This window comes from Cryobacterium cheniae (genome assembly GCF_004403395.1).
Classification (GTDB): domain Bacteria; phylum Actinomycetota; class Actinomycetes; order Actinomycetales; family Microbacteriaceae; genus Cryobacterium; species Cryobacterium cheniae.
The window spans coordinates 156,304-183,240 of record NZ_SOGN01000008.1 but is presented as its reverse complement, the minus strand read 5'-3'; the positions used below and the strand labels follow the sequence as shown (position 1 = coordinate 183,240).

General features: G+C 69.3%; 28 protein-coding genes and 1 tRNA gene. 7 read left to right on the top strand and 22 right to left on the bottom strand.

Going from position 1 to position 26,937, the window contains the following annotated elements:
* The first annotated feature begins 46 nt into the window (after positions 1-46).
* Complete coding sequence (locus E3T23_RS01665) at positions 47-250, top strand: hypothetical protein (protein WP_134368671.1); 204 nt, start codon at positions 47-49, stop codon at positions 248-250.
* Entirely contained in the window at positions 247-816 is a 570-nt protein-coding gene (locus tag E3T23_RS01660) for a DUF4395 domain-containing protein (RefSeq protein WP_134368670.1), read from the top strand. Before E3T23_RS01665 ends, E3T23_RS01660 begins: the two co-directional genes overlap by 4 nt.
* A gap of 23 nt (positions 817-839) precedes the next feature.
* On the opposite strand, the gene E3T23_RS01655 is transcribed toward E3T23_RS01660, so the two are convergent.
* The gene (locus tag E3T23_RS01655) at positions 840-2,129 is read right to left on the bottom strand and encodes an MFS transporter (RefSeq protein WP_134368669.1); all 1,290 of its coding nucleotides are present in this window, start codon (positions 2,127-2,129) and stop codon (positions 840-842) included.
* Positions 2,130-2,233: 104 nt separating this feature from the next.
* On the opposite strand from E3T23_RS01655, the gene E3T23_RS16075 reads away from it, so the two are divergent.
* A complete protein-coding gene (locus E3T23_RS16075; RefSeq protein ID WP_134368668.1) occupies positions 2,234-2,926 on the top strand; it encodes an ArsR/SmtB family transcription factor in 693 nt (230 codons plus the stop codon).
* A gap of 244 nt (positions 2,927-3,170) precedes the next feature.
* Here E3T23_RS16075 and E3T23_RS01645 read toward each other — a convergent pair whose 3' ends face one another.
* From E3T23_RS01645 to E3T23_RS01625, 6 genes are all read right to left on the bottom strand, one after another.
* On the bottom strand, positions 3,171-3,797 hold the full coding sequence (locus E3T23_RS01645) for a hypothetical protein (RefSeq protein ID WP_134368667.1): 627 nt from the start codon (positions 3,795-3,797) through the stop codon (positions 3,171-3,173).
* On the bottom strand, positions 3,794-3,961 hold the full coding sequence (locus tag E3T23_RS15070) for a hypothetical protein (protein ID WP_166806157.1): 168 nt from the start codon (positions 3,959-3,961) through the stop codon (positions 3,794-3,796). The genes E3T23_RS01645 and E3T23_RS15070 overlap by 4 nt, the downstream gene beginning before the upstream one ends.
* A gap of 216 nt (positions 3,962-4,177) precedes the next feature.
* A complete protein-coding gene (gene paaZ, locus E3T23_RS01640) occupies positions 4,178-6,259 on the bottom strand; it encodes a phenylacetic acid degradation bifunctional protein PaaZ (protein WP_134368666.1) in 2,082 nt (693 codons plus the stop codon).
* Positions 6,256-7,170: a 3-hydroxyacyl-CoA dehydrogenase family protein gene (locus E3T23_RS01635; protein ID WP_134368665.1), complete on the bottom strand. Its 915-nt coding sequence runs from the start codon at positions 7,168-7,170 to the stop codon at positions 6,256-6,258. Before E3T23_RS01635 ends, paaZ begins: the two co-directional genes overlap by 4 nt.
* Entirely contained in the window at positions 7,167-7,913 is a 747-nt protein-coding gene (locus E3T23_RS01630) for an enoyl-CoA hydratase/isomerase family protein (RefSeq protein ID WP_134368664.1), read from the bottom strand. The genes E3T23_RS01635 and E3T23_RS01630 overlap by 4 nt, the downstream gene beginning before the upstream one ends.
* On the bottom strand, positions 7,914-9,098 hold the full coding sequence (locus E3T23_RS01625) for an acetyl-CoA C-acyltransferase (RefSeq protein ID WP_134368663.1): 1,185 nt from the start codon (positions 9,096-9,098) through the stop codon (positions 7,914-7,916).
* A 142-nt stretch (positions 9,099-9,240) separates the two neighbouring features.
* Between E3T23_RS01625 and E3T23_RS01620 the strand changes: the two genes are divergently transcribed.
* Positions 9,241-10,491 carry a low temperature requirement protein A gene (locus E3T23_RS01620; protein WP_198416156.1) on the top strand — a complete coding sequence of 417 codons (1,251 nt, stop codon included), beginning with the start codon at positions 9,241-9,243 and terminating at the stop codon, positions 10,489-10,491.
* A gap of 97 nt (positions 10,492-10,588) precedes the next feature.
* On the opposite strand, the gene E3T23_RS01615 is transcribed toward E3T23_RS01620, so the two are convergent.
* The 6 genes from E3T23_RS01615 to glgX all read right to left on the bottom strand — a co-directional run bounded on the left by E3T23_RS01615 (position 10,589) and on the right by glgX (position 18,618).
* A complete protein-coding gene (locus E3T23_RS01615; protein WP_134368661.1) occupies positions 10,589-11,104 on the bottom strand; it encodes a hypothetical protein in 516 nt (171 codons plus the stop codon).
* Between the two features lie 16 nt (positions 11,105-11,120).
* A complete protein-coding gene (locus E3T23_RS01610) occupies positions 11,121-11,705 on the bottom strand; it encodes a hypothetical protein (protein ID WP_134368660.1) in 585 nt (194 codons plus the stop codon).
* A gap of 16 nt (positions 11,706-11,721) precedes the next feature.
* Positions 11,722-12,021, bottom strand: coding sequence for a hypothetical protein (locus E3T23_RS01605; protein WP_134368659.1), 300 nt, complete (start codon positions 12,019-12,021; stop codon positions 11,722-11,724).
* Between the two features lie 219 nt (positions 12,022-12,240).
* Positions 12,241-14,001: a malto-oligosyltrehalose trehalohydrolase gene (gene treZ / locus E3T23_RS01600; protein WP_134368658.1), complete on the bottom strand. Its 1,761-nt coding sequence runs from the start codon at positions 13,999-14,001 to the stop codon at positions 12,241-12,243.
* Positions 13,991-16,417, bottom strand: coding sequence for a malto-oligosyltrehalose synthase (gene treY / locus E3T23_RS01595; protein ID WP_134368657.1), 2,427 nt, complete (start codon positions 16,415-16,417; stop codon positions 13,991-13,993). Before treY ends, treZ begins: the two co-directional genes overlap by 11 nt.
* A complete protein-coding gene (gene glgX / locus E3T23_RS01590) occupies positions 16,414-18,618 on the bottom strand; it encodes a glycogen debranching protein GlgX (protein ID WP_134368656.1) in 2,205 nt (734 codons plus the stop codon). The genes treY and glgX overlap by 4 nt, the downstream gene beginning before the upstream one ends.
* A gap of 99 nt (positions 18,619-18,717) precedes the next feature.
* Between glgX and E3T23_RS01585 the strand changes: the two genes are divergently transcribed.
* Positions 18,718-19,050 (top strand): hypothetical protein, encoded by a 333-nt coding sequence (locus E3T23_RS01585; protein ID WP_134368655.1) that lies wholly within the window; start codon positions 18,718-18,720, stop codon positions 19,048-19,050.
* A 1-nt stretch (position 19,051) separates the two neighbouring features.
* Here the strand turns inward: E3T23_RS01585 and E3T23_RS01580 are convergent, their stop codons facing one another.
* Positions 19,052-20,101: an LLM class flavin-dependent oxidoreductase gene (locus E3T23_RS01580; RefSeq protein ID WP_134368654.1), complete on the bottom strand. Its 1,050-nt coding sequence runs from the start codon at positions 20,099-20,101 to the stop codon at positions 19,052-19,054.
* A gap of 166 nt (positions 20,102-20,267) precedes the next feature.
* Between E3T23_RS01580 and E3T23_RS01575 the strand changes: the two genes are divergently transcribed.
* Positions 20,268-20,648: a hypothetical protein gene (locus E3T23_RS01575; protein WP_134368653.1), complete on the top strand. Its 381-nt coding sequence runs from the start codon at positions 20,268-20,270 to the stop codon at positions 20,646-20,648.
* Here E3T23_RS01575 and E3T23_RS01570 read toward each other — a convergent pair.
* Together E3T23_RS01570 and E3T23_RS01565 are read right to left on the bottom strand one after the other, a co-directional pair.
* Positions 20,645-21,046: a YchJ family protein gene (locus tag E3T23_RS01570; protein ID WP_134368652.1), complete on the bottom strand. Its 402-nt coding sequence runs from the start codon at positions 21,044-21,046 to the stop codon at positions 20,645-20,647. The two genes, E3T23_RS01575 and E3T23_RS01570, sit on opposite strands and share 4 nt — an antisense overlap.
* Positions 21,047-21,360: 314 nt before the next feature.
* Positions 21,361-22,776 (bottom strand): phosphoribosyltransferase family protein, encoded by a 1,416-nt coding sequence (locus tag E3T23_RS01565; RefSeq protein ID WP_134368651.1) that lies wholly within the window; start codon positions 22,774-22,776, stop codon positions 21,361-21,363.
* Positions 22,777-22,906: 130 nt separating this feature from the next.
* Between E3T23_RS01565 and E3T23_RS01560 the strand changes: the two genes are divergently transcribed.
* Positions 22,907-23,128 (top strand): DUF1653 domain-containing protein, encoded by a 222-nt coding sequence (locus tag E3T23_RS01560; protein WP_174843825.1) that lies wholly within the window; start codon positions 22,907-22,909, stop codon positions 23,126-23,128.
* A gap of 97 nt (positions 23,129-23,225) precedes the next feature.
* Here the strand turns inward: E3T23_RS01560 and E3T23_RS01555 are convergent.
* The 6 genes from E3T23_RS01555 to E3T23_RS01530 form a co-directional block, all read right to left on the bottom strand.
* Positions 23,226-23,298, bottom strand: a tRNA-Ala gene (locus E3T23_RS01555).
* A gap of 72 nt (positions 23,299-23,370) precedes the next feature.
* A complete protein-coding gene (gene rsfS, locus E3T23_RS01550) occupies positions 23,371-23,748 on the bottom strand; it encodes a ribosome silencing factor (protein ID WP_134368650.1) in 378 nt (125 codons plus the stop codon).
* Positions 23,749-23,803: 55 nt separating this feature from the next.
* On the bottom strand, positions 23,804-24,733 hold the full coding sequence (locus E3T23_RS01545; RefSeq protein WP_134368649.1) for a hypothetical protein: 930 nt from the start codon (positions 24,731-24,733) through the stop codon (positions 23,804-23,806).
* A gap of 47 nt (positions 24,734-24,780) precedes the next feature.
* Positions 24,781-25,377, bottom strand: coding sequence for a nicotinate-nucleotide adenylyltransferase (gene nadD / locus E3T23_RS01540; RefSeq protein WP_420898291.1), 597 nt, complete (start codon positions 25,375-25,377; stop codon positions 24,781-24,783).
* A 22-nt stretch (positions 25,378-25,399) separates the two neighbouring features.
* Positions 25,400-25,600, bottom strand: coding sequence for a hypothetical protein (locus E3T23_RS01535; protein ID WP_134368647.1), 201 nt, complete (start codon positions 25,598-25,600; stop codon positions 25,400-25,402).
* Positions 25,601-25,665: 65 nt separating this feature from the next.
* A complete protein-coding gene (locus tag E3T23_RS01530; RefSeq protein ID WP_134368646.1) occupies positions 25,666-26,928 on the bottom strand; it encodes a glutamate-5-semialdehyde dehydrogenase in 1,263 nt (420 codons plus the stop codon).
* Positions 26,929-26,937: the final 9 nt, after the last annotated feature.

Below are 26,937 nucleotides of genomic sequence, written 5' to 3'. Positions count from 1 at the left end.
GAAGGACGGTCGCTCACACCCCGCCGCCAAGTTCCAGGAGGGGAAAGTGGCGGCACTCGGTGAGCTGTCACGCCGCATCATCGACGGCACCGATACCGGACAGGTCAAGGCCGAGGCAACCGCCCTGACGGTCCGCTGGGCGGACCAGGTGATGCCCGGCGCTGGCCAGGACCGCGACTGGGAGGCGTACCGCGCCGGAGGCATCCAGGCCATGAGCGAGATTTCAACACTGCAGGGGACGACATCATGACGACCCAGGACCCGCCGGTCATCGGCGAGTTCGTCGACGGAATCGACATCCCCGTGGTCAACGAACGAGCGGTGCGGGCATCCGCCGGCCTCTTGTTCCTCGGCGGCATCATCGCCTTCATGGTCGCCGCGCTCACGGACGACTTTCGACCGCTGCGCATGTTCGGCGCGATCTTCATGTTCGACATGACCTTCCGTCTCTTCGTCGGCACGAAGTACACCCCGAGCCTGATCGTGGGCTCGCTGCTGGTGCGAGCCCAAAGGCCGGAATGGGTGGGCGCATCCCAGAAGAAGCTGGCCTGGTCATTCGGCCTGGTCATGGCATTCATCTCGTGCGCAGTGATGGGATTCCTCAACGTCGGCGACGGCCTCACCCTCGCCCTGTGCAGCCTCTGCCTGTCGCTGCTGTTCATCGAGAGTGCGTTCGGCATCTGCCTGGGCTGCGAGTTGCAGCGGGCGTTTGCGAAGCAGAAACCGCAGCTGTGCGCCGGTGACACCTGCACGTACGTGCCGCCGAAGCGCGGGGAACGCCACTCCGCGCTGCCGGACTCCCAGAAGTCCGTCTAGGAGCGAATGGCACGGACCGCGCCTCAGCGGGTGCTCGTTCGGAGGTGGTCGTCTCCGCGCATCCGCACGGCCACGACGAGTCCGGACGCCGCGGTCAGCGCCGCGACCACGGCGACCGCGGTGGGGATGCCGAAGGCGTCGGCGAGCAGGCCGGAGAGCAGCGCGCCCACGGCGAAACCCCCGTCACGCCACAACCGGTAGGCCCCCACCGAGCGTGCCCGCCATTCGGGGTGGGCGACATCGCCGATCGCGGCGAGCAGCGTCGGGTAGACCATGGCGGTTCCGGCCCCGAGCAGGATGGCGGCGGCCAGCCAGACCCCGAAGGTGTCCCCCGCGGCGACCATGCCGAGGGCGACGCCCTGCACGATCATTCCCCCGACGATCAGCCATTTGCGCCCGATCCGGTCGGACAGCCCGCCGGTGACGAGCTGCCCGGCGCCCCAGACCGCCGGGTAGACGGCCGCCAGGATGCCGATGCGTTCGATGCTGAGGCCCGCGGCGGCGAAGAGAATCGGGAAGAGCCCCCAGGCGAGGCCGTCATTGAGGTTGTTGACCATCCCGGCCTGGCTGATCGAGGACAATGACCGGTCGCGGAAGCTGGTCAGGGTGAACACCTCGCCGTTGCTGAGGGAGCCGGCATGGGCGTGCACGGACTCGTGATTGGCGGCCTCGACTTTGGCGTGCTGGTGCGTTTCGCGAACGAAGACGACGGAGAGCCCGAGGCCCAGGGCGATGAAGGCCGCGCCGAGCAGGAACGGGCCGGGCCGCAGCCCGTACTCGGCGGCGATGTATCCGCTGGCCAGGGCCGTGGCTGCGACGCCGAGGTAGCCGGCCGCCTCGTTGAAACCCATGGCGAGGCCGCGTCGGCTGGGGCCGACGAGGTCCATTTTCATGACCACGGTGGTCGACCAGGTCAGTCCCTGGCTGATTCCGAGGATCACGTTGGCGGCGATGATCCAGCCCCAGGTCGGGCCGAGGATGAGCAGGAGGGGAACGGGGATGGCGATCAGCCAGCCCGCGACCAGCACCGGCTTGCGGCCGTACCGGTCGGAAAGGGTGCCGGCGAAATAGTTGGTGCCGGCCTTGGCCAGACCGAAGGCGAGGATGAAGGTCAGCGCACCCGTGTACCGGTCGAGCTGGAAGACCTCGTCCGCCAGCAACGGCAACACCGTGCGTTCCTGGCCGAGCGTTCCACCGACCAGAGCGTTGATCGCGACGAGCAGCAGGAACTGCGGGAAATTCTGCCGGAGGCCCAGGACGATGCCACGGGGCACGCCCTTGCGGTCATCGGCGGTGTTCGACGTCTGGCTCATAGTCCGGTCTCCAGCGAGCAACCCGCTCGGCGGGCGTGATTGGTATTCCACAAAACCATGGATTACTAGTAGATACTAGTCTGAGGTGAACCGGGAGGAAGCGAATGGGCGATCGGGAGAAGAAATCAGCGCTGTTCGACGAATTCGCGCGGGTCGGCAAGGCCCTCGGCAGCGGCAAACGTCTCGAGCTGGTCGATCTGCTCGCCCAAGGCGAACGCACGGTCGAATCGCTGGCGAACGCGGCCGGGCTGGGAGTGACCACCGCATCCGCCCATCTGCAAACCCTCAAGCATGCCGGTCTGGTCAGCACTCGCCGGGAGGGCACCCGGATTCACTACCGGCTCGCCGGCGACGACATCGCCCGGCTCTTCAACCTGGTGCGCGCCGTCGCGCAGACCCACCTTTCTGACGTCGAATCCAAGCGCATCGCCTACCTGGGTCTCGATGAACCCGACGCGGGAGGCGGCGAGGCGCGGGAGGAAATCAGCCGGGAGGATCTTCTCGCACGCGCGACCGCGGGGACGATCACCGTGCTGGATGTGCGGCCACGGCAGGAATACCAGGCAGCGCACATCCCCGGCGCCCTCTCCATTCCCCTCGAGGAACTCAGTGACCGACTCGGTGAGCTGGCGCCGGACCGCGAGGTTGTCGCGTATTGCCGCGGCGCGTACTGCGTGCTCTCCTACGAGGCCGTCGGCGTGCTGCACCGGAGCGGCCGTCGAGCGACGCGATTGAACGAGGGGATGCTGGAATGGCGCCTGGCGAATCTGCCGACGGCCGCCGAGGCGGCCGCCTGATCGCATCCGTGGGACTACCGGACTGTCGATCTGCGGGACGCCGTTCGAGTGGGTTAGGGAAGCGAATCAGGTAGTCGTCCGGATCGGTGACCGGGAATAACGAGGTAAATCCACACAACCCGCACCAGAACGCGAGGCCGGCTTCAACATCCCGCACCAGGAGTTCCGGCACCAGCCCTGGTTCCCTCCCCCTGATCCTTCGTTCATGCTGTCATGCCGAACAGGTCGCCGGATCGATTGAGGCCTACCGGGTCAGGGAAGTGCACTCCGGCGCGGCGTCGAAGGCCTGCCCGATCGTGCTTGTGCCGTCGGCGGCGGCCCTGGCGATCGCCGCCACGGTGGTCGCGAGCGCCGTCAGGGAGGCGCCGGCGTCGCCGGCGACCGAACCGAGCGCCGCGACCAGGGCAGTGCCGGTCGCACCCTCGACCGAGGCCACGCTCGCCTCCAGGTCGGAGATCGACGAACGGAGGTCATCCGAGGACTCCCTGACGGCGGTAACCTCGGGATCGTCTTCGCTGCCCTTCGGCACGTCCTTGATCGTATCGGCGAGGGCGGCAGCCGACTTCTTCACGGTCGCCATCCGGGTGTTCAGACGGGCCGAGACATCGTCTCCACCCGTGGCGGCGGCCGACACCAGACCCTGCACATCCGTCTTCAGGGTGGCCGTCGACGAGCAGACATCACCGGCCCAGGCGGTCTGGTCCTCCGTCGGCGGCGTGCCGGTCGGGGCGTCCGACGACGCCGAGGTGGAGCCGGCGGACGGCGTGGGTGACGCGGTCGGCTCTGCCTCGGCGCACCCGGTCAGAAGAGCGGCCGCGACGAGAAGGCCGATCAGGGCGCGTGTGTTCTGGTTGCGGACCGAGTTCGTCATGGGAGCTCTCTCATTTCGGTGACTGTCGGCATCCGGCCCGCTCCCCCGATGATCGGGGCAACGGCGACGAGCACGTCCTCGACGTCGTCCACGGTCAGGCCTGCTTCCTCCGACGGACCGATGTGCAGGAGGTGAGGCGTCACCGGGTTTTCTCCGTCAGCCATGAGTCACTCCATTTCCAGGGTTGAGCCCTTGTCGGTGTCGTCCGGGCTCACCTGTCACGGGTGAGCCCGGCCTGCAACTACCGATACTGGAACGAGGCGCACCCGCTGGCACCACCCGGATCGGGTGAACCGGTGATCACCGGCTCGGCCGAACTGATCTCCTGAGTCGGCCGCAACACCCTCCGGATGTGCCGCAGTCACCTCATGCCGTGCTGGTTACTCCTTGGCGACCAGGGTGAGGACATCGTAGCTGGCGACGACCTCATCGTTCTGGTTGTGCAGGACGGCATCCCAGCACACCTCCCCGTATTCGTCGGTCTCGCGCGGAGTGATCCGCTTGGCCGTCAGGGTGACCCGGATGCTGTCACCGGGCGACACCGGGGTGACGAACCGCAGCTTCTCCAGTCCGGAGTTCGCGAGCACCGGCCCCGGGGCCGCGTCCACGAACAATCCGGCCGCCCAGGACACCAGCAGGTAGCCGTGCGCGACGATGCCGGGAAAGAACGGGTTCGCCGCCGCCGCCGCCGCGTCGGTGTGCGCGTAGAACTTGTCGCCGGTGGCCTCGGCGAACGCCGTGATGTCGGCCAGGGTGACCACGCGCGGCCCGCCCTGAGTCTGGTCGCCCACCCGCAACTCGGCCAGGGACTTGCGGAACGGGTGGATGCCCGTGCGCACCGCGGCACCGGTGTGCCACTCCCCCGTGATGGCGGTCAGCATGTCGGGCGAACCCTGGATGGCCGTGCGCTGCATGTGGTGCAGCACCGAACGGATGCCGCCGAGCTCCTCGCTGCCGCCGGCCCGCCCGGGACCGCCGTGCACGAGGTGCGGAACGGGCGAGCCGTGGCCCGTGCTGCTGCGCGCGTCGACCCGGTCGAGCATCAGCACCCGGCCGTGGTGCGCGGCGATCCCGAGCACGAGCGTGCGCGCGACATCGGGATGGTGGGTGGCCACGGTCGTCACCAGCGAGCCGCCGCCGCGCGCGGCCAGTGCGATGGCATGGTCCAGGTCGGTGTACTCGATGATGGAGGCGACCGGGCCGAAGGCCTCGATCTCGTGCACGGCCGGGCTTTCCGGGTCGTGGAAGGCCAGCAGGATGGGGGCCACGAAGGCGCCCTCCGGATCGGTTCCGGTCGGCGCGTCCACCGAGCCCATCACGATGCGTCCGCCGCCGTCGATCAGGCGGGAGACGCTGGCGAGAACCTCGTCGCGCTGCCCGGTGCTGGCGAGGGGCCCCATGGTGACCCCCTCGGCGCGCGGGTCGCCGATGGTGACGCGGCGGGCCATCCGTTCGGACACGGCTGCGACGACCTGGTCGCGGCGCCCCGCCGGCACGATCAGCCGGCGGATGCTGGTGCACTTCTGGCCGGCCTTGCTGGTCATCTCGGTCACCACGGAGGCGACGTAGGCGTCGAACTCGGCCGTGCCGGCCGCGGCGTCCGGGCCCAGGATCGCTGCGTTGAGCGAATCGGTCTCGCTGGTGAAGCGCACGCCCCCCTCGACCACGTTCGGGTGCGCCTTGAGGGAGCGGGCGGTGCCGGCCGACCCGGTGAACGCCACCAGGTCGCGGTAGTCGAGGTGGTCGATCAGGTCGCGGGCGCTGCCGGAGATCAGCTGCAGGGAACCGGCGGGCAGGATGCCGGACGCCAGGATGTGACGCACGACCGCCTCGGTCAGGTATCCGGTGGGTGTTGCCGGCTTCACGATCGTCGGCACACCGGCGATGAACGCCGGGGCCAGCTTCTCGAGCATGCCCCAGACCGGGAAGTTGAAGGCGTTGATCTGGCAGGCGACACCGGGGATGCGGGTGTAGATGTGCTGGCCGCTGAAGGAGCCGTCGCGGGAGAGCGCCTCGACGTCGCCGTCGATGTAGACCTGGCTGTTGGGCATCTCGCGCCGGCCCTTGGAGGACAGGGTGAACAGCACGCCGATGCCGCCGTCGATGTCGACCATCGAGTCGTAGCGGGTGGCGCCGGTGCGGGCGGAGAGCTCGTACAGCTCCTCCTTGACCCCGCCCAGGTACTGTCCGAGCTTCTTGAGCAGGATGGCGCGCTGGTGGAAGGTCAGTTCCCCGAGCGAGGCCTGGCCGACCGTGCGGGCGTGTGCGACCACGGCGGCGAGGTCGAGACCGTCGCTGCTGACCCGGGCGACCTCGGCCCCGGTGCTCGCGTCAAGGACACGCTGGGCGTGTGCGCCTTCGCCCGGCGTCCACCAGGAGTCGAGGACGTAGCTGGGGACGACCGTGTCAGAGCTCGTGTCAGTGCCCGTGCCGGCGCCTGTGCCGTTGCTGAGGAGTGTCATGATGCGTCCTTCCAATCGAAGAAGCCGCGGCCGCTTTTGCGTCCGAGGTCACCACGCGCGACGAGGTCGCGCAGCAGTTGCGGCGGGGCGAACCGGTCGCCGAGCGTTTCGTGCAGGTGTTCGGCGATGCCGAGGCGAACGTCGAGGCCGACGATGTCGGTGGTGCAGAGAGGCCCGACCGGATGCTTGTAGCCGAGCACCATGGCCGTGTCGATGTCCTCGGGGCTGGCGACACCCTCCTCGACCATCCGGATCGCCTCGAGCGCGATCGCGACGCCGAGGCGGGAGCTGGCGAAGCCGGGCGAGTCCCGCACCAGGATGGGCGTCTTCCCGAGCGCCGCCACCCAGGCCTGGGCGAGCCGGGCGAGCTCCGGATCGGTGCGCTCCCCCGTGACGACCTCGATCAGGGTCGAGACCGGCACCGGGTTGAAGAAGTGCAGCCCGATGAACCGGTCCGGGCGGTCCAGCGCCTCGGCCAGGGCGGTGATCGACAGCGAGGAGGTGTTGGACGCCAACCAGGCCGTGGGTGCGAGGTTCGCCTCCACCAGGCGGAGCGCCTGCGTCTTCAGCGCCACGACCTCCGGCACGGCCTCGACGACGAGGCCGGAGCCGGCGAACGCGGCGGCATCCGTTGCCACGGCCAGCCGCTCGCCGAGCTCGGCGCGGCTCGCGGTCACGCTGCCGCGGCTGAGGGACTTGTCGACGGCTGCCAGCACCCGGTCGCGGGCGGCGGCCGCCGCGTCCTCGCCCTGCTCCACGACGGTGACGTGGGCGCCGGCCATCAGGAATGCGTGGGCGATGCCGGCGCCCATGCGGCCTCCGCCGAGCACGCCGACCCGGTCTGGCACCTTCGACGACGCGGAGTCGGGCAGGCTGCCGGTCACTGTGCTGTTCGCGGTGCTGAGCGTCATCGCTTCTTCCTCTCCAGGAATGCGGTCATGCGGGTGAATTTCTGCTCGGACTCGAACAGGCGTGCCTGGGCGAGGTTGTCGGCCAGCGGATGCTCGGTGGCCGGTACGTGGAAGACCTCCTTGGCCAGCTGGGTGGCCAGGGGATCCTGCTGGGCGATCCGGTCGGCCAGTGCATGGGCGGCCGCCAGCAGGGCGGCCGGCTCGTGCACCTCGGTGACGAGATGCACCGCCAGCGCCTCGGCGGCGTTCAGGATGCGCCCGGCCAGGATGATCTCCTTGGCCACGGGTTCGCCGACCAGTGCGGCCAGCCGCCACAGCGCCCCGGCGGCCGGAATGATGCCGAGGGCCGTCTCCGGGTTGCCGAGCCGTGCGGTGTCGGAGGCGATCCGGAAGTCGGCGGCGTAGGCCAGCTCGGCCCCGCCGCCGAGCGCCCAGCCGTCGATGGCGGCGATGACGGGCATCGGTAGCCGGGCGATCCGGCCGAAAAGGGTCGAGTTGATCCCGTTCAGCGCGTCCTCGGCCCGGCGCTCCCGCAGTTGGGCGATATCGGCGCCGGACGCGAAGACGCCGTTCGTGCCGGAGAGGATCAGGATGCGGGGATCCTGTTCGAGATCGGCGCAGACCAGGTGCAGCTCGTCGATCATGGTCTGGTCGATGGCGTTGCGCACGGCAGGACGGTTGAGCTGCACATGCACGCGGTCCGGCCTGCGCTCGACCAGCAGGGTCGTGAACCCGCGGGGCATCTAGACGCGCTCCACGAGCAGGGAGGAGCCCTGCCCGACGCCCACGCACATGGTGGCCACGCCGCGGCGGGCACTCTCGCGCTCCATGCGTCCCAGCAGGGTGATCAGGATGCGCGAACCCGACGATCCGAGCGGATGCCCGAGGGCGATGGCGCCGCCGTGCCGGTTGACGATCTCCGGGTCGAGGCCGAGCCGGCGGATGCAGGCCAGCGACTGGGTCGCGAACGCCTCGTTGAGTTCGACGGCGTCGACATCCCCGATGGTCAGGCCCAGGCGGTGCAGCAGCTTCTGCGTGGCCGGGACGGGGCCGAGGCCCATGGTTTCCGGGGCGACGCCGGCGCTGGCACCGCCTACCACCCGGGCGCGGGGCGTCAGCCCCAGACGCTCGATGGCGGCCTCGCTCGCCACGACGATGGCGGAGGCGCCGTCGTTGAGGGAGCTGGCGTTGCCGGCGGTGACGATGCCGCCCGGCCGCACGACCGAGCGCAGCCCGGCGAGGCGTTCGAGCGTGGTGTCGGCTCGGGGACCCTCGTCGAGCTCGACCAGACCGGCTTGGGTCGGAACGCCCACGATCTCGGGAGTGAAGATGCCGTCACGTTGCGCCTCGAGGGCCAGCCGGTGCGAGCGCAGGGCGAACGCGTCGGCATCCGCCCGGCTGATGCCGTCGAGGGCGGCGACTTCCTCGGCCGTCTCCGACATGGAGAAGGTGGCCTTGTCGCGTGCTTTCAGGCGCGGGTTCGCGAAGCGCCAGCCGATCGAGGTGTCGACGATCTCGCCCGGCTTGGCGAACGCCTTCTCCGGTTTGGCGAGAACCCAGGGCGCGCGGGTCATCGATTCGACGCCACCGGCGATCACGAGGTCCGCTTCGCCGGCCTTGATCATGTTGGCGGCCATATTCACGGCGGACAGGCCGGATGCGCAGAGCCGGTTGACCGTGATCCCCGGCACGCTGTCGGGGAGACCGGCCAGGAGTACGGCCATGCGGGCGACGTTGCGGTTGTCTTCGCCGGCCTGGTTGGCGCCGCCGAGGATGACCTCGTCGATCAGGGCGGGATCCAGCCCGGACCGGGAGACGACCGAGGCGAGCACGATGGCGGCCAGGTCGTCGGGACGGATACCGGCCAGCACCCCGCCGTATCGCCCGATGGGAGTTCGAACACCATCAACCAGGAATGCTTCGGGCATGGCTTCATCACCTTTGATCGCCGTGTTTACTAACTGACCGTTCGTTTTGTAAACAATGTCACAGAAAGTCCCGGCATGGCAACAGTCTGAAGATGCCACGCCGCGTGCCGCCGCATCCGGCCGACTGAGGCAGACTGGGTGCGTGAACGCAACCCCCAGCACCGTCCCCTCCGCCTCTGGCACCGGTCGCCGCCACACCGTCCGTCTCGGCTTCCGGCCCAACCTGCTGCGGCCGGATCGTTCCGAACAGGCGGACCGGGTCACCTATATCGAGCTGTTCTTCGACCTGATCTTCGTGTTCGCGCTGACCCAGCTGTCACGCCACCTCTACGAGAACCAATCCTTGCAGGGCGCCGCCGAGTCCGTCATCCTGGTGCTCGCCCTGTGGTGGATCTGGGTGCACACCACCTGGGTGACCAACGTGCTCGATCCGGCCCGGTTGCCGGTGCGCGGGGTCGTGCTCGGCCTCTCCCTGGTCGGTCTGGTGGTCAGCGTCTCGATCTACGAATCGTTCGGCGACCGGGGATTCGTCTTCGCCGTCGCCTACGTCACCCTGCAGCTGGGCCGGACGGCCTTCATGGCGCTCGCCCTCGCGCGCCACGACCGCGCCCTCTTCCGCGCGTTCGTGCGGATCTTCGTCTGGCTGGCCCTGGCCGGGCTCTTCTGGATTCTGGGCGGCCTGCTCCCGGCCGACTACCGGTTGCTGTTCTGGGCCATCGCACTCGCGATCGAGTTCGTGTCCGCGACGCTCGGTTTCCCGGTACCCGGCCTCGGCCGGGCCACTCCCGGCGACGGCGAGCTCTCCGGCCCGCACATCGCGGAGCGCAGCGCCCTGTTCGTCATCATCGCGCTCGGCGAGTCATTCCTGGTGACGGGCTTCGCCTTCGTCGACCAGGACGTCTCGGTGGCGGGCGTGCTCGGCCTGCTGCTGGCCTTCGTGAGTGGGGCGGCCATGTGGTGGCTGTACTTCGACCACAGTGAGTACGCGGGCAGCAAGGCCCTCGCCGCGGCCGCCGACCCGGGCCGGCTCGCCCGGCTCGCGTATACCTACGTGCATGCCCTGATCATCGCCGGCGTGGTGCTGACTTCGGTCGGCGACAAGGAGATCCTGGCGCATCCGGATGACCCGGTCGTCTTCTCGACGGCCGTCGCGATCGCCGGAGGGCCGCTGCTGTACCTGCTGGGGCTGGCGTTGTTCCGATTCGTCGTGGCCCGGGAGGTGCTGATCTCCCATCTCACGGGAATCGCCCTGCTGCTGCTGGCGCTGCCCCTGGCCTTCGCCCTGTCGCCGCTCGCGCTGGGAGCCGTCGGAGCGGTCGTGCTGACGACCGTCGCCTGCTGGGGCACCCTCGTACGCGTGCGGAACGGCACCGACGAGGAGGAAGCCGGATAGCCGCATCCCAGGTGTGAACCGACAGGCGGGGTGAAACGACAGGAGTGCGGGGTGCTCCGGGAGCGCCACCCCTCATTCCCGTCGTTTCAGGAGTCGGTTAGAAGAAGCCGTCGGGGGTTCCGGCGGCCTTCGTGACCGAGTCGGTGGGGATGCGGGCGGTGGTGAGCTGGGCCACCGCGACGCGCAGGCCGGACTCCATCTGGGCCGCCCAGATCTCGGTTTCGCGGCTGGCGGCGTCGGCGGCATCCGCTCGGGCCATGGCTTTCTCCTTCTCGGCGCGTTCACTGCGTACCTGCTGGATGCTCAGGGTGATGCCGTAGTAGGCGGCCACCATCGAGGCGACAGGTGTGACGAACACGGCCAGGGCGTTGATGCTCTCGCTCGACACCCCGACCAGGAGCATCACGATGAAGGCCACGGCCAGGGAAGCGATGCCGACCAGGACGACCAGAGCGGTGCGTTGACCGGGAGTGGTCGTGAATCGCAGGGCCGGCTTGGGCGCCGACTGGGCCGCAGGCGGCTGCGGCTGCGGCTCTTCGAAGGGTTCGAGCGTCTCGGTCTGATCGGACAGGGGCATCGCCCGGGTGGTGCTGGTCGAGGTGAAATCAGTCATAGTACGGGCTCCGTCTTCAGTGTGCATCGGGGGAAGATGCGGTGGGGTCTGTGGGGTCGGTGGGGTTATTGTCTTCTACCGGTTCGGCGCGGTCAAGGCGGGCGGCTGTTCCGCCGGGCATGCGGGCATCCGCGTCGACGTCGAGGAAGACCCGTTTGTAGCTGCGCCCGTCGGCGAGTTCGACGGTTCGGCCTGAGAGCTTGCCGCGGCTCAGCTTCAGGTAGATCGCTTGGGGGGTGACCCCCAGCTGCGCGGCAGCCTCGGACACGGACAACCCGGGCAGATCCGTGGGCACGGCGCTGGGGCGCGCGGCCCGCTTGCGGCCGGCCACCTGCCGGGCGGCGATCTCGGCGTCGGTGCCGCTCCAGCGCCACTTCGCGGCGGCCGGTTTGAGTCCGGCGGCATCCGCCAGCTCGTCCCAGCCGACGCCGTCACGGAGCGCGTCGCGCACGCCTGCCAGGGTGGCCGGGTCCGCGTCGAGCTCGAGGAGTAGGGAACGGATGGCCCGCAGCCGCTCGAGCGGCGCCGAGCCGGGGGCGGCGTCCACGACCGCCAGGTGTGAGAGTGCGGCACTGGTCGACGGTGCGAGAAAGTAGCCCATAGCGTATCCCGGGGACTCAGACAGGGTGCACGGACGACGGGAGGTGGGCCTCAGTGCCGGCTTCGCCGCCGATGGCCGCCGCGAGGCGTTCGCGGGCCCGGCCCAGGTGCTCGTCCAGCAGCTCGGCAGCCCCGACGCCGTCGCCCTCCCCGGTGTGGAAGCGCCTGTCGGGCTCCACCACGGCCAGCGCGGAGCCGCCGGTCATCTCGGTCTCGGGGCGAGCGATGTCAGAGGTCGATTCGCCCTCGAGGATGCGGGTTCGCAGGTTGCTCGCGACGGCATCCACGATCGACGTTGCCGTTACTCGCGCTACCACGGGGGCATCCTTTCCTTGATCGGTGATCCCATCCTGACAGACAAAAACACAACCCATGGTGACGTGCTTGCACAGTTGCCCGACCCGGCCTGGATGTGGAGACCCGCCACGCCAAACCCGCCGAGCCGTGAGTAACTCCCCTTCGCGAGCGGAAAAGAGGGGCGGAACTCACGGCTCGGCGGGGCGGCGGGTCGGCGGGTCGGCGGGTCGGCGGGCGGGCTACTCGGGGGTGCCGAGCACGGCCACGGAGTGCGCCGCGAGCAGCACCGTGGTGGGGGTGCGGGCCCGGACCGCGTCGCCGGCGGCGGCGAAGGATGCCAGCAGCGCCGGGGCATCCGTCGGCACCTGGCGGGCCTCCGTGCCCAGGTTGACCAGGACCTCGGTGTCGCCGCGGCGGAGCCGCAGCCACCGTTCGTTCTCGTCGAAGTCGACCGCGACCCGGCCGAAGCGCGGGTCGGTGAAGTCCGGCCGGGACCGGCGCAGCCGGGCCAGAGCCTGGTAGAACCCGAGCAGGCGCGCGTGAGCCGGTTGGGACAGCTCGTCCCAGTCGAGCACCGACCGGGTGAATGTGGCCGGGTCCTGCGGGTCGGGCACCAGCGCCGGGTCCCAGCCCATGCGCGCGAATTCGCCGATCCGGCCCGTGCGGACGGCCTCGCCGAGTTCGGGCTCCGGATGCGACGTGAAGAACTGCCAGGGTGTGCTGGCGCCCCATTCCTCGCCCATGAACAGCATGGGCGTGAACGGTCCGAGCAGGGTCAGGGTGGCGGCGATCGCCAGCTGCCCGGCGTCGAGGGTTGCGCTGAGACGGTCTCCCGTTGCCCGGTTGCCGATCTGGTCGTGGTTCTGGTTGCCGACGACGAGGCGCCAGGTCGGCATCCGGGCCGTGTCGATCGGGCGGCCGTGGGTGCGCCCGCGGAAGCTGGAGAAGGTGCCGTCGTGGAAGAACCCGTGGGTGAGCACCTTCGCGAGGGCGCCGAGCGGCTCGAAGTCGGCGTAGTAGCCCATGGTCTCGCCGCTGACGGCCACATGCACGGCGTGGTGGAAGTCGTCACTCCACTGGCCGGTGAGCCCGTAGCCGCCGGTATCCCGCGGTGTGATCAGCCGGGGGTCGTTGAGGTCGGACTCGGCGATCAGGCTGAGGGGGCGCCCGCAGGTGGCGCTGAGCACGTCGACCTCGGTGGCGAGTTCCTCGAGCAGGTGCAGGGCGTGGTCGTCGCGCAGGGCGTGCACCGCGTCGAGGCGGAGCCCGTCGACGTGGTAGTCGCCGAGCCACATCAGGGCGTTGTCGAGGATGTAGCGGCGCACCGGGTCGGACTGCGGGCCGTCGAGGTTGAGGGAGGAACCCCAGCCGGTGTCGCCCGCTTCATTCAGGTACGGGCCGAACTTCGGAAGGTAATTGCCGCTCGGGCCGAGGTGGTTGTAGACCACGTCCTGGATGACGCCGATGCCGGCCTGGTGGCAGGCGTCCACGAACCGCTGGTACGCGGCCGGGCCGCCGTAGCCCTCGTGGACGGCGTACCAGAGCACGCCGTCGTAGCCCCAGTTGTGGGTGCCGTTGAAGGCGTTGACCGGGAGCAGCTCCACGAAGTCGACGCCGATGGAGGCCAGGTGGGCCAGCCGGCCCACCGCGGCATCCAGGGTGCCCTCCGGGGTGAAGGTGCCGAGGTGCAGCTCGTAGATCGTGCTGCCGGCCAGCTGGCGGCCGGTCCAGGCGCCGTCCTGCCAGACGTGTTCGCCGGGGTCGAACGTGCGGCTCTTCGCGTGCACTCCGTTCGGCTGGTGCCGGGAGCACGGGTCGGGGAAGGGGCCCTCTTCGTCGATCAGGAACCCGTAGTCGACGGGCCGGTCGCCAGGTTCGGTCACCGATCGTGGTGCGTGCCACCATCCGTCGCCCCGCGGGGTCATCGGCAGGGTCTGGTCGGTGAGTTCTACGGCCACGGTTTTTGCGTCGGGTGCCCAGACTTCGAATTCAGCGGGCATGGTCGGAACCTTCCGGGTCGGTCGTACGGGTCGTGTCGGCGGTGTCAGCGGTGTCGGCGGTGTCGGCGCTGTCGGCGCTGTCGGCCGGCACCAGCAGTGCCACCGGGTAGCGCCGGAGGAGGGCCGCCACGCTGAGGGTTCCGCCGGGGTGGAGTTCATTGGTCAGCAGGTCGATGACCGGTCGGTCGGCCAGGACCACGGTCGTGTCGCCCCAGCCGCCCGCGGCGGCGAGGCCGAGGGGAAGCCTGGTGGCGATGGTGACCGCGCCGCCGCGGTCGAACGCGATCACGTGGTCGGCGGCGGCGCCGAACGCGGCGACCGGGCTGTGCCGGAAGAAGCGTTCGGGCTGGTCGCGACGCAGCCGGAGGGCGCGCGTGGTGACCAGCAGTTTCGCGGCGCCGGTCTCGTCGACCGGCGGCAACCAGCCGTCCCGCACCCGGGCCAGGTAGCCGCGCCGCAGGTCGTAGTCGACCGGGCGGCGGTTGTCGGGGTCGACGAGGGACGTGTCCCACAGCTCACTGCCCTGGTAGACGTCGGGCACGCCGGGGGCCGTCAGCTGTACGAGTTTGTTCGAGAGCGCGTTGCTCCAGCCGGCACCCCGCACCCGGTCGACGAACGCCGCGAGTGTCTGCGTGACCGCGGGATCGTCGAAGCAGGCGGTCACCAGGCCGCGCATGGCGGTCTCGAATTCCTCGTTCCGGTCGGTCCAGGTGGTCGAGGTCCCGGCTTCCCGGGCGGCCTTCTCGGCGTAGGCGATGAGGCGGTCCGGCGTGGCCGGCCAGGAGCCGACGATGGCCTGCCAGAGCAGGTTCTCGAACGGGGCGTCGCCGAGCGGTGCGGCCGCGCGCAGGATGCGGAGGGTGCTCTCCCATTCCGCGGGGATCTCGGCGATCACCGAGATGCGGGCGCGCACATCCTCACTGCGCTTGGTGTCGTGGGTGGAGAGGGCCGTCATCGCGGCCGGGAAGGTGGCCTGGCGCCTCTGCTGGCGCCGGTGGAATTCGGCCGCGTCGACCGCGAACTCCCCCGGGTCGGCGCCGACCTCGTTGAGCGAGGTGAGCCGGCTGTACCGGTAGTACGCGGTGTCTTCGACACCCTTCGCCATCACCATGCCCGAGGTCTGCTGGAAGCGCACGGCCAGCGGATGTGCCGGGTCGCCGAGCAGCGGAAGCAGCCCGTCGATCGCACCCACCAGGTCGGGCCGGTGGCGGGCGGCCTCGGCGGCCGCGTGACGCAGCTCGTCGATGCCCACCGGGAGGTAGGAGCGGTAGACCGGGAAGCAGGCCAGGAGTTCGGCCAGGGCGTCGACGATCGGGGCGTCGGGAGAGGCGTCGGTGCCGGGCACGAGGCGGGCCAGGCGCACGACCTCGGTCTGGAGGGTGTTGTCGGCGATCACGCGCTTCCGCGCGTGAACGAGGTCGGGCCAGCTCGCCGGCAACGCATCACCGGTCGGGGCTGCGGCCTCGGCCTGCAGCCGGGCCTCCAGCGCGTCGAGGGCGCCCTGCCCCGCCGGGTCGACGAGCAGCCGGTCGAAGTCGGCGAGGGCGTCGTAGCCGGTCGTGCCGGCGGTGGCCCAGCTGGTCGGCAGCGCCTCGTCGCCCTCGAGGATCTTTTCGACGAGCACGTAGGCGCCATCGGTGGCTTCCCGCAACCGGTCGAGGTAGCCGCCCGGGTCGGCGAGGCCGTCGGGGTGGTCGACCCGGAGCCCCTGCACGAGGCCGTCCTGCACCCAGCGCAGGATCTCCCGGTGGGATTCGTCGAAGACCCACGGCACCTCGACCCGGAGGCCGGCCAGCGTGTTCACGGAGAAGAAACGCCGGTAGTTCAGCTGTGCGTCCGCGCGGCGCCAGTTGACGAGTTCGTAATGCTGGCGGGCGTGGACGACGCGGGCGTCCGCACCGTCGTCGGCGGTGCCGGGGGCGAGCGGGAACCGGTTGTCGTAGTAGCGCAGCTCGTCGCCGACGACCTCGAGGCGGTCGAGCTCGCTCCGGCCGTCCGCGTCGTCACCGAGCACGGGCAGCAGGAGCCGGTCGGCGTTCGCGGCCCAGTCCACGTCGAAGGCCTCCGCGTAGCGTGACGCAAGACCGTTCCGGAGCAGGTTCCACCACCACTGGTTCCGGTGCGGGGTCGCGACGCCCATGTGGTTGGGCACGATGTCGACCAGGATGCCGCGCCCGGCATCCGTCGCGGCCGCCGCCAGGCGGGTGAGCGCCTCGGCGCCGCCCCGCACGGGGTCGATGCGGGAGTGGTCGACCACGTCGTAACCGTGGTCGGAGCCCTCCTCCGCGGCGAGGAGAGGCGACAGGTAGAGCCAGTCCGCGCCCAGCTCGGTCAGGTAGTCGAGGACTCCCTCGGCGGCGGCCAGGTCGAACGATGCCGTGATCTGCAGGCGGTAGGTGTTCCGCGGAATCCTCACGGCTGGACCAGATGCGCCGGGTCGACCACGGAGATGGTCCCCGTCATCAGCCCGGCCAGGGAGGCCGCGACGGAGTGGTCCGGCACGGTTTCCGGGGCGTGGTACGCCCGCAGCACCACGAGCGACCGGGAAATGACCGTGTGCAGGGACCCGGCGGGCCGTGGGATCGCGTCGGCGCCCTCCCCCGCCGTGTCGACGACGATCTCCCATGCCGGGGCGTATTCGGCCGAGGGCAGCGTGAACTCCACGTCCTCGGCGTCGGCGTTGAAGCAGACCAGGAAGTTCACGTCGGTCACCACCTGGCCGCGGGAGTCGCGCTCCCGGATGCCGTCACCGCTGAGGAACATGGCGACGGTGCGGGTGAGGTGCTCGTCCCAGTCCTGGGACTGCATTTCCTGCCCGTCGGGGGTGAGCCAGACGAGGTCACTCATCGGGTCGCCCACCGTGCGGGCGCCGGGGTGGCCGTTGAAGAAGCTGCTGCGGCGGAAGGTCGGGTGTTCCCGGCGCAGCCGGGACACGGCGGCCGTGAACTCGATCAATGGGTGGTCCGCGTCGGACCAGTGGATCCAGCTCAGTTCGTTGTCCTGGGCGTAGGTGTTGTTGTTGCCCTCCTGGGTGCGGCCGAGCTCGTCGCCGTGCAGGATCATCGGCACGCCCTGCGACAGCAGCAGGGTGGCCACGTAGTTGCGCTGCTGCCGGGCCCGCAATGCCAGGACCTCCGGGTCATCCGTCGGGCCCTCGGTTCCGGAGTTCCAGGACCGGTTGTGCGATTCGCCGTCCTGGCCGTCTTCGCCGTTGGCGTCGTTGTGCTTCTCGTTGTAGGAGACCAGGTCGGAGAGGGTGAACCCGTCGTGCGCGGTGACGAAGTTGATCGACGCGACGGGGCGGCGGCCGGAGTGCTCGTAGAGGTCGGCGGACCCGGTGATGCGCGAGGCGAACTCGCCCAGCGTCGACGGTTCGCCGCGCCAGAAGTCACGCACGGTGTCGCGGTACTTCCCGTTCCATTCCGTCCACTGGGCCGGGAAATTGCCGACCTGGTAGCCGCCGGGGCCGACGTCCCACGGCTCGGCGATGAGCTTGACCTGGGACACTACCGGGTCCTGCTGCACGAGTTCGAAGAAGGTGGAGAGCTTGTCGACGTCGTAGAGGTCACGGGCCAGGGCCGAGGCCAGGTCGAAACGGAAACCGTCGACGTGCATCTCGAGAACCCAGTAGCGCAGCGAGTCCATGATCAGCTGCAGCGAGTGCGGGTGGCGCACGTTCAGCGTGTTTCCGGTGCCCGTGTAGTCCATGTAGTAGCGCTTGTCGTCGTCCATGAGCCGGTAGTACGCCTCATTGTCGATGCCCTTGAACGAGATCGTCGGGCCGAGGTGGTTGCCCTCCGCCGTGTGGTTGTAGACCACGTCGAGGATGACCTCGATGCCCGCATCGTGCAGGCTGCGCACCATGCCCTTGAATTCCTGCACCTGGTTGCCGAGGTCGCCGGTGGAGGAATACGCGTTGTGCGGGGCGAAGAACCCGATGGTGTTGTAGCCCCAGTAGTTGTTCAGACCCTTTTCCTCGAGGGTGCCGTCGTTGACGAACTGGTGAACCGGCATCAGTTCGATCGCGGTCACGCCGAGTTTCTGCAGGTGGTCGATCACCGACGGATGGGCGACGCCGGCGTACGTGCCGCGCTGGCCCTCCGGCACCAGTTCCTGCAGCTTGGTCAGGCCCTTCACGTGGGCCTCGTAGATCAGGGACGCGCTGTAGGGCGTGCGCAGGGGCCGGTCGCCCACCCAGTCGAAGAACGGGTTGACGACGACGCCGAGCATCATGTGCGGGGCGGAGTCCTCGTCGTTGCGCGAATCCGGGTCGCCGAAGTTGTAGGAGAACAGGGACTGGTCCCAGTCGATGGTTCCGCAGGTGGCTTTGGCATAGGGGTCGAGCAGGAGCTTGTTCGGGTTCGCCCGGTTGCCCGCGGCCGGGTTGTAGTCACCGTGCACGCGGTAGCCGTAACGCTGTCCCGGCTGGATCAGCGGCAGGTAGCAGTGCCAGATGAACGCGCTGGATTCGACCACCTCGATGCGGGTCTCGCCGCCCTGGTCGTCGAAGAGGCAGAGCTCGACTCGGTGGGCGGCTTCGCTGAACAGGGCGAAGTTCGTGCCGCTGCCGTCATACGTTGCGCCGAGCGGGTAGGCAGTGCCGGGCCAGGTTTCCAAAGGGTGCTCCTCGTGCTGTGGGTCTCGTGCTGTGGGTCTCGTGCTGTGGGCTCACCGACCGGGCCGATAGGTCCACAAGTACGCTACAGTCTGCCGGGCATGGCCGACGCCCGATCCGTCTTCGCGGAAGCCCGATCCGGGTCTCATTCCGCTGTGAATGTGGTCGTGGTCTTCGCTCCGTCCCCGGTTCTCACGGTCACCGTCGAGGGCCGTGAGACCGTTCCCGACGTACACCTGCACGCCGGTGGCCAGGGAGTCTGCCGGGTTCGGATGTTGCCGGCCCTCGGCTCCTCCGTCACCTTGTGCTGTGTGCTGACGGGTGAGACCGGGCAAATGCTCGGACAGCTCGTCGACGCTGTTCTGGGGGGATACGCGACGGTCACCAGCATCCGTTCGGTCGGCGAACGGCCGCTCGCCGACCTCGTGCTCTGACTCAGGCCTGCTGCGACCGGGCCACCAGCTCGCGCACGAGCGGCGCCACCTCGGTGCCGTAGAGCTCGATGCTGGTCATCAACTTCTCGTGCGAAAGCGTGCCCAGGCTGTACTTGAGGTCGAATCGGGAGAGTCCGAGCCCCACCGCGGTGGCGGCGATCTTCGAGGCCACGGTCTGCGGCGAGCCGACGAACAGGGCGCCGTCCGGGCCGGCGTCGTGGTCGAAGCGTTCCCGGGTGACCGGACCCCAGCCGCGTTCGCGGCCGATCCGCTCCTGCATGGCGGCGTAATGCGGCCACATTTCCTCGCGAGCCTGCGCATCCGTCGCCGCGACGTATCCCGGCGAATGCTCGCCGATCGGACGAGACGGCTGGCCGAACTGGGCCAGGGCACGGTGGTAGAGCTCGACGAGAGGCACGAAGGCCAGCGGCGAACCGCCGATGATGGCGAGCATCAGCGGCAGGCCGTAGTGCGCCGCACGCACGACGGACTGCGGGCTGCCGCCCACCCCGATCCAGGTGGTCAGGGAACCGGATTCGGTGGGCGGGAACACCCGCTGGTTGCGGAGGGCGCCCCGGGTCTCACCCGACCAGGTGACGGGCTTTTCCTTGAGCAGCTCGGTGAACAGGTTGAGCTTCTCTTCGAAGAGGACCTCGTACTGTTCCAGCTCCAGGCCGAACAGCGGGAACGACTCGGTGAAGGAGCCGCGGCCCAGGATGACCTCGGCCCGCCCGGCGGAGACCGCGTCGAGGGTGGAGAAGCGCTGGAAGACGCGCACCGGGTCGTCGGAGCTGAGCACGGTGACGGCGGACCCGAGACGGATGCCGGTGGTCTGCCCGGCGATAGCGGCCAGTACCACCTCGGGGGCGGAGACGGCGAAATCTTCCCGGTGGTGCTCACCGATCCCGAAGAAGTCCAGGCCGACCTGATCGGCCAGCACACCCTCGGCCACCACGTTGCGCAACGTCTCCGCCTGGGACAGCCGGGCGCCGGAGGCGTCGAAGGTGACGTCGCCGAAGGTGTCCAGCCCGAGTTCGAACGTCTTTTTCATCTGGTGTGTGCTCCTAGCCGTGGTCGGGACGACCGCCACAAAGTCTATGCAAATGCATCCACCGAGGGAACCGCGCCCGGCCCGTGGTTATTCCGGCGCGCCGGAAAAACCGGGCAGAATGGGGTCGGGAGCCACCATCCGGTCGCCCCGGCGACTGGAGATCCCCTTGACCGAACACGAACTCATCTCACTCTGGACCCGGGTCCGCTGGCACATCATCGTGTCCCAACTCGCCCCGACCTTCCTGCTGACGGCGCTCGTGGCGTTGCTGTCGTTCGGCCTGGCGGAGACCGAACTGAGCGTGCGGATCGCGGCCGCGGGCATTCTGCTGGCATCGGGCATACTCGGAGCGCTCGCGCAGATCGCGTCCGCGAACGAGGGACTCTTCATCGTGGCGGACCTGCGCGCGCTGCCCGCGAGCAGCGCCCTCGGTCGCGGCGTCATCTCCTCCGCGCCCTGGATCAACGTTGTGCGGTTCCTGACCCCCGCCGTCTTCGTTGTCGTCTACATCGCGCTCCTGGCGGCCCTGTTCCTGCCGTTGGCCTAGACGCCGTCCAGGTACACCCAGCGGCGGTCCATCCGCACGAACCGGCTGACCTCGTGCTGCTGCGCGGCGCTGCCGCCGGACCGGCTGTACGCCGTGAACTCCACCACCCCCTCCCTGTCGAACGGGCCGCCCGCGGCCGTCCTGTCGATCTCGAGGCGGATCCAGCGCACGTCGGCGTCGAGTTCCAGCGCGTCCGGGCGGGTGAGCGGATGCCACGTCGCCAGCAGGTAATCCGGCTCCCCCATCGCGAAGGCCGCGTATCGGGATCGCATCAGCGCCTCGGCGGTGGGCGCGAACGCCTCCCCGCGATGGTACCGGCCGCAGCACTCGGCATACGGGTTGCCGCTCAGGCAGGGGCAGGGCGCCGGGCGCTGCGCGGGGGTCGAGGTCTCTGGCACCCTTCCAGTATCGGATAGGACGGTATCGCACCGCGCCGGGTGCTGGAACCCGGTCGGCTCCAGGACCAGCCGGGTGCTCCAGGCGTAACGTTGGGGGTGTTCCCCGTAGGGCACGAAGCAGCGCCAGGCCCGCAGCGCGTTGGGCAGCGCGTCGGCTCGTGGGTGTCGTGCGAGGCCTCACCGATGCCGACGAAGCAAGCCCCTGCCGACCAGGTCGACCACGCCGTCGAGATTGCCCCTGCCGGTCAGGGGACGCGCCAGGGACTGGATCTGCGCGAGGACCTCCGGCACCGTCGCCTCCCGCCGTGCCGGGTTCATTCCGTGGCCCCCGTCGCTCGTGTGCCGGCCCGGCTCGGAGCCGTGCGGGCAGCCGGTTTTCGGTCGGCCGGGGCGAGGTGGTCGACGAACCAGTCCCGGGCCAGGTCGGCGGCTTGGGCCAGGGTTCCCGGCTCCTCGAAGAGGTGCGTGGCGCCGGGTACGACGGACAACCGGCTGGAGCCGCCCAGCGCGGCCTGCGCCTGCCGGTTCAGCTCGAGCACGATCGTGTCGGCGCCACCGACGATGAGCAGGGTGGGAGCGTGCACCTGGCGCAGCCGCCGTCCGGCCAGGTCGGGTCGGCCACCGCGGGACACCACCGCCGCGATCCGTCCACCGGAATCGGCCGCGGCCCAGAGGGCGGCCCCGGCCCCCGTGCTTGCGCCGAAGTAGCCGACCGGGAGCGACCGGGAGTCGGGCCGGGTTCCCAGCCAGCCGGTGACAGCGCTCAGCCGGTGCGCGAGCAGCCCGATGTCGAAGACGTTGGCGCGGTCGGTCTCCTCCTCCTCGGTGAGCAGGTCGAGCAGGACTGTGCCGAGGCCCGCCCGGTGCAGCACATCGGCGACGAACCGGTTACGCGGACTGTAACGACCGCTGCCGCTGCCGTGCGCGAAAACCACGACCCCGGTGGCCGCCGGGGGAATCCGCAGGTGGCCGCCGAGCACGATCGTGTCAACGGGGATCACGACCTCCGCGTCGTCTGCCGGGGGAAGCTCCGATCCTGCCTCGGGCGCTGCCGCCCGCTCGGAGCCGCTCGGGGCCATGCGTCGTCGGCTCTGCCGCCGGTCGGCAGCGCCGAGCAGCGCGCTCACCTCGTCATCGGTAGTGGGGGTGAAGTCGAAGTAGTGGTAGCCGACCGCGATCAACTGGCGGGGAACCGACAGGCAGACCACCTCGTCGGCGCCGGGCAGGTCACGGATGCTGTCGGCCGCGCCGACCGGGACCGCGAAGACCACCTTCGCCGCCCCGAGTCCCCTGGCCACCAGGCAGGCCACCCGTGCGGTCGATCCGGTGGCAATCCCGTCGTCGACGATGAGGGCTGTGCGGCCGGTCAGGCGTTGACGTTCCCGGCCCTGCCGAAAACGGATCACCCGGGACTCCAGCTCCGCCCGTTCCCGCCGCTCGACGGCGGCCAATTCGTCCTCCGCGATCTGGGCCAGGCTCAGCACGTCGTTGTTCAACACGAGCACACCCCCCTCGCCGATGGCGCCCATCGCCAGTTCCGGCTGGTACGGCACGCCGAGCTTGCGCACCACGATCACGTCCAGGGGCAGGTCGAGAGCCTGCGCCACCTCCGCGGCCACGGGGACCCCGCCTCGCGGCAGACCGAGCACCACCACGTCCTGTCCGCGGAGGGATTCCAACTGCTCGGCCAACTGCCTGCCGGCGTCGACCCGATCCTTGAAAACGACCATCGCTCCCACCTCCCTCATCGTCCATAGTCAGCCCGGACGGTGAGCTGCAACAGTGCGCGGCCGGCAAGCGGGCAGGCCGGACGGTGACGGTTTGGGAATGCCGGGCGGGAGAGCCTAGAGTCGGCGCACCATGAATGACATCGCGATCGGCAGATACAGACACTACAAAGGAAACCTCTATGAGGTCCTCGGCGTTGCCCGGCATTCGGAGACCGAGGAACAGTTGGTGGTCTACACCGCTCTCTACGGGGAACATGGGCTGTGGGTGCGCCCCCTGGCCATGTTCACGGAGTGCGTCACCATCCAGGGAGAGGATGTCCCGCGTTTCGCCCTGGTGAACGGAACGGACTAAGGGCCCGTGTCAACGGACACTGCCGAGTTGAACAAAGCACGATCAAAAAGAACAGGCCCCGACCGAAGTCGGGGCCTGTTCTTTTCGTGCTGCTCGGTGGATCCGAGGGGATTCGAACCCCTGACCCCCTGCATGCCATGCAGGTGCGCTACCAGCTGCGCCACGGACCCAGATTGTGTTTCGGAACTTCCCCGAAACAACTTCTCTAGGCTACTACATGAATCACCTGCTGCTGACCACCGCTACTCCGCGGCCTCGTGGGCGGGCAGATCGATCGGGACGACGGGGCAGTCCTTCCACAGGCGTTCCAGCGAGTAGTACACGCGCTCTTCCTCGTGGAAGATGTGCACGACGAGGTCGCCGAAGTCGACGAGGACCCAGCGACCCTCGGCACGGCCTTCACGACGCAGCGGCTTGTGGCCGGCCTCGGTCATCTTGTCTTCGATCTCACCGGCGATGGCCACCACGTTGCGCTCGGAGCGCCCCGTGACGATCAGGAAGATGTCGGTGAGGGGAAGGGGATTGGACACGTCGATTGCGACGAGGTCTTCCCCGGCCTTCGAGTCTGCGGCGGCGGCAGCCACCTTGAGGAGCTCGAGAGCATGGGCAGAAGCGGTCATCGAATGAATCCCTGAGTTAGTAAAAGCGAAATGGATGGCATTAGAAAATATGGCACTAGAAAATATTGAGGGTGTAGCCGGCCACGATCAGTGCCAGCACGCCGAAGGCGAGGGCACCTGCGGTGACGGTCAGGACAGCCGGAACGGTCAGTCCGCGCTTTTTCGGCGGAGCCATGACTCCCCGGGTCGATGCGTGGGTGCTGACGGCCCGGCTCGCGCTCACCGGGGCGACGTCGCTGCGGTATCCGCCCTCGTCGAGCTGGTCGAGCATCTGGTCCATCTCGGACGAATCGAAGAGGTTCGGGAGGGCTCCGGTGGAACCGAGGCTGCGGGGCAGGTCGATCGAGCCGGTGACCATGATCTCGCCGGTGCTGGAGAGCGGGCCGGACGTGGTTCCCTGATGCGGGATGGAGGGCAGGATCAGGGCGTTGGTGGTGGTGGGGATGCCGCCGGCGCTGATGCCGCGAGCCACGATCTGGTCGAAGGGCTCGAGCTGAGTCACACCGGAATCATGGTCGTCGACCTCGTCGCGGGCCAGCGACCAGTGGCCGACGGGCGGGTGCAGTAGTCCCGGGCGGGACTTCACCCTGGTGCGCGGGGAGGCCTCGACCAGGAACTCCACCGGCGGCGGCGCCTTGGCGGGGGCCGCGGGGGCGGCGGGAACATGCAGGGCGTCGATGGCGAAGGTATGCGGGGCCGTCTCGGGCGCGGCGGCGACCGAGTCGCCGTGGGGGCGGTTCTTCAGCGCGTATTCGCCGGAGTCACCGGTGTGCGCGGCCTGAAGGGCGCGCAACTCACGACGGGTGAGGGTGCTGTGTTCCTGGGTGTTGTCAGCGCTCGGCGTCCTGTCGGCGCTGCGGGGCGCGAAAGCGGGCGGCCTGGCCGCGGGGGCGTCCTTCGCCTGCGCCGGGGCGGGTTCGAGCGGCGCCGGCGCCACAGGTAGGGCGGATTCGCCGGTGACGATGTGCTCGTTCCGACTGGCCAACTCGCGCGCTTGTCGCCGCGTCAGTGGCTGTGGGTCGTTACCCAACGTCATGCCACACTCCGATACAGATGATGCTTTGAGATGTACTGGACGACCCCGTCGGGGACCAAGTACCAGACCGGGAACCCCCGATTCACACGTTGCCGGCAGTCTGTGGACGAGATGGCCAGAGCCGGAACCTCCAACAAGCTTACGTCCTGGTTGGGCAATCCCGAAATACTGAGCTCGTGTCCCGGACGACTCACAGCCACGAAATGAGCCAGGTCCCAGAGTTCCTGCACGTCTTTCCAGCCCAGGATCTGCCCCATCGCGTCGGCCCCCGTGATGAAGAACAGCTCAGCTTCCGGGCGTTCGGCGTGCAGGTCGCGCAGGGTGTCGATCGTGTAGGTGGGCCCGGTACGGTCGATGTCGACCCGGCTTACGGTGAAGCGGGGGTTGGACGCGGTGGCGATGACCGTCATGAGATAGCGGTGCTCGCTGGCGGTGACATCCGCTTTCTGCCAGGGCTGACCGGTGGGCACGAAGATGACCTCGTCGAGGTCGAAGCTCTGGGCGACCTCGCTGGCGGCCACGAGGTGCCCGTGGTGGATGGGGTCGAAAGTACCGCCCATCACGCCGATGCGCGGTGGGCGGGCCCTGGAAATATCGATGGGCGAAGCTTTTCGTTTAGTGGCCGCTGCGTGCGCCGCCGTGGGCGTCGGCGTAGGCCTTCGCCTTGGCCTGGTGGCGGTTGGCGACATCCCGGTAGGACCAGACCACGAAGCCGAGCGCGGCGAAGACCACGAGTGCGATCACTCCGTACACGAAGATCGGCATCGGCAAAGCGACGTGACCGGTCTCAGCCAGCACAACGGTCAGGAACGACATGGGGTTCTCCATTCAGGGACACGGAAGGCAAGCGGATGCGCCACGGCCAACAGTCTAGCGGGGGCCTATGCGCGCACCTGGCCGGAGCCACGCACGATCCACTTGGTGCTGGTGAGCTCGGGCAGACCCATCGGCCCGCGCGCGTGCAGTTTCTGGGTGGAAATGCCCACTTCGGCTCCGAAGCCGAACTCGCCGCCATCGGTGAACCGGGTGGAGGCGTTGACCATGACGGCCGCGGAATCCACTTCATTCAGGAACCGGTCGGCGTTGACGATGTCATTCGTGATGATCGACTCGGTGTGCCCGGTCGAGTACCGTCGGATGTGCGCGATGGCGGCGTCGAGCGAGTCGACGACGGCCACGGCCAGCTCGAGACCCAGGTACTCGGCGGACCAGTCCTCCGACGTGGCCGGCACGGCCGCGGGGTAGATCGCGCGCACGCGCTCGTCACCGTGCAGGGTGACTCCGGACTTCGACAGCTTCGCCAGCACGCCCGGCAGGAGCCTGGCCGCCGCGGCCTCGTGCACGAGCAGGGTCTCGAGGGCGTTGCAGACACTGGGCCGGTGCACCTTCGAGTTGTGCACGATGTCGACCGCCCACTGCGGGTTTGCCGACTCGTCGAGGAAGATGTGCACGACACCGGCCCCGGTCTCGATCACCGGCACCGTCGACTGGGTGACGACCGCCTGGATCAGGCCGGCGCTCCCCCGCGGGATCAGCACGTCGACGTGGCCGCGGGCCTGCATCAGTTCGGTGGCGCCGGCGCGGCCGGCCGGATCGATGGTCTGCACGCACGCTGCGGGCAGTCCGACCTGCAGGGTGGCGGCCTGGAGCAGCCCGACGAGCACCCGGTTGGTGTTCTCGGCGGCCGACCCGCCGCGCAGGACGACGGCGTTCCCGCTCTTCAGGGCGAGGGCGGCGATGTCGACGGTGACGTTCGGGCGGGCTTCGTAGATGACGCCGACGACGCCGAAGGGCACGCGCACCTGACTGATCCGCACGCCGTTGGGCAGGCTGGATCCGCGCACCACTTCACCGACGGGATCGGCGAGCAGGCTGATCTCGAGCACGGCGTCGGCGAGGGCGTCGATGCGCGCGTCGTCGAGCCTGAGCCGGTCGAGCATGCCCGTGGGCAGGCCGTTTTCCGTGCCGGCAGTGAGATCGAGGGCATTGGCGGCCAGAATCTCGGCCGCGCTCCCCCGCAGGGCTGCGGCGATGCTGTGCAACGCCTTGTTCTTCAGCCCGGTCGGCGTGGTGGCCAGGGTACGGGCAGCGGTGCGCGCGGCTTCGAGGATCGGCGTGATCTGAGGTGCGTCGGTCGGCAGCATGCCGGTAGC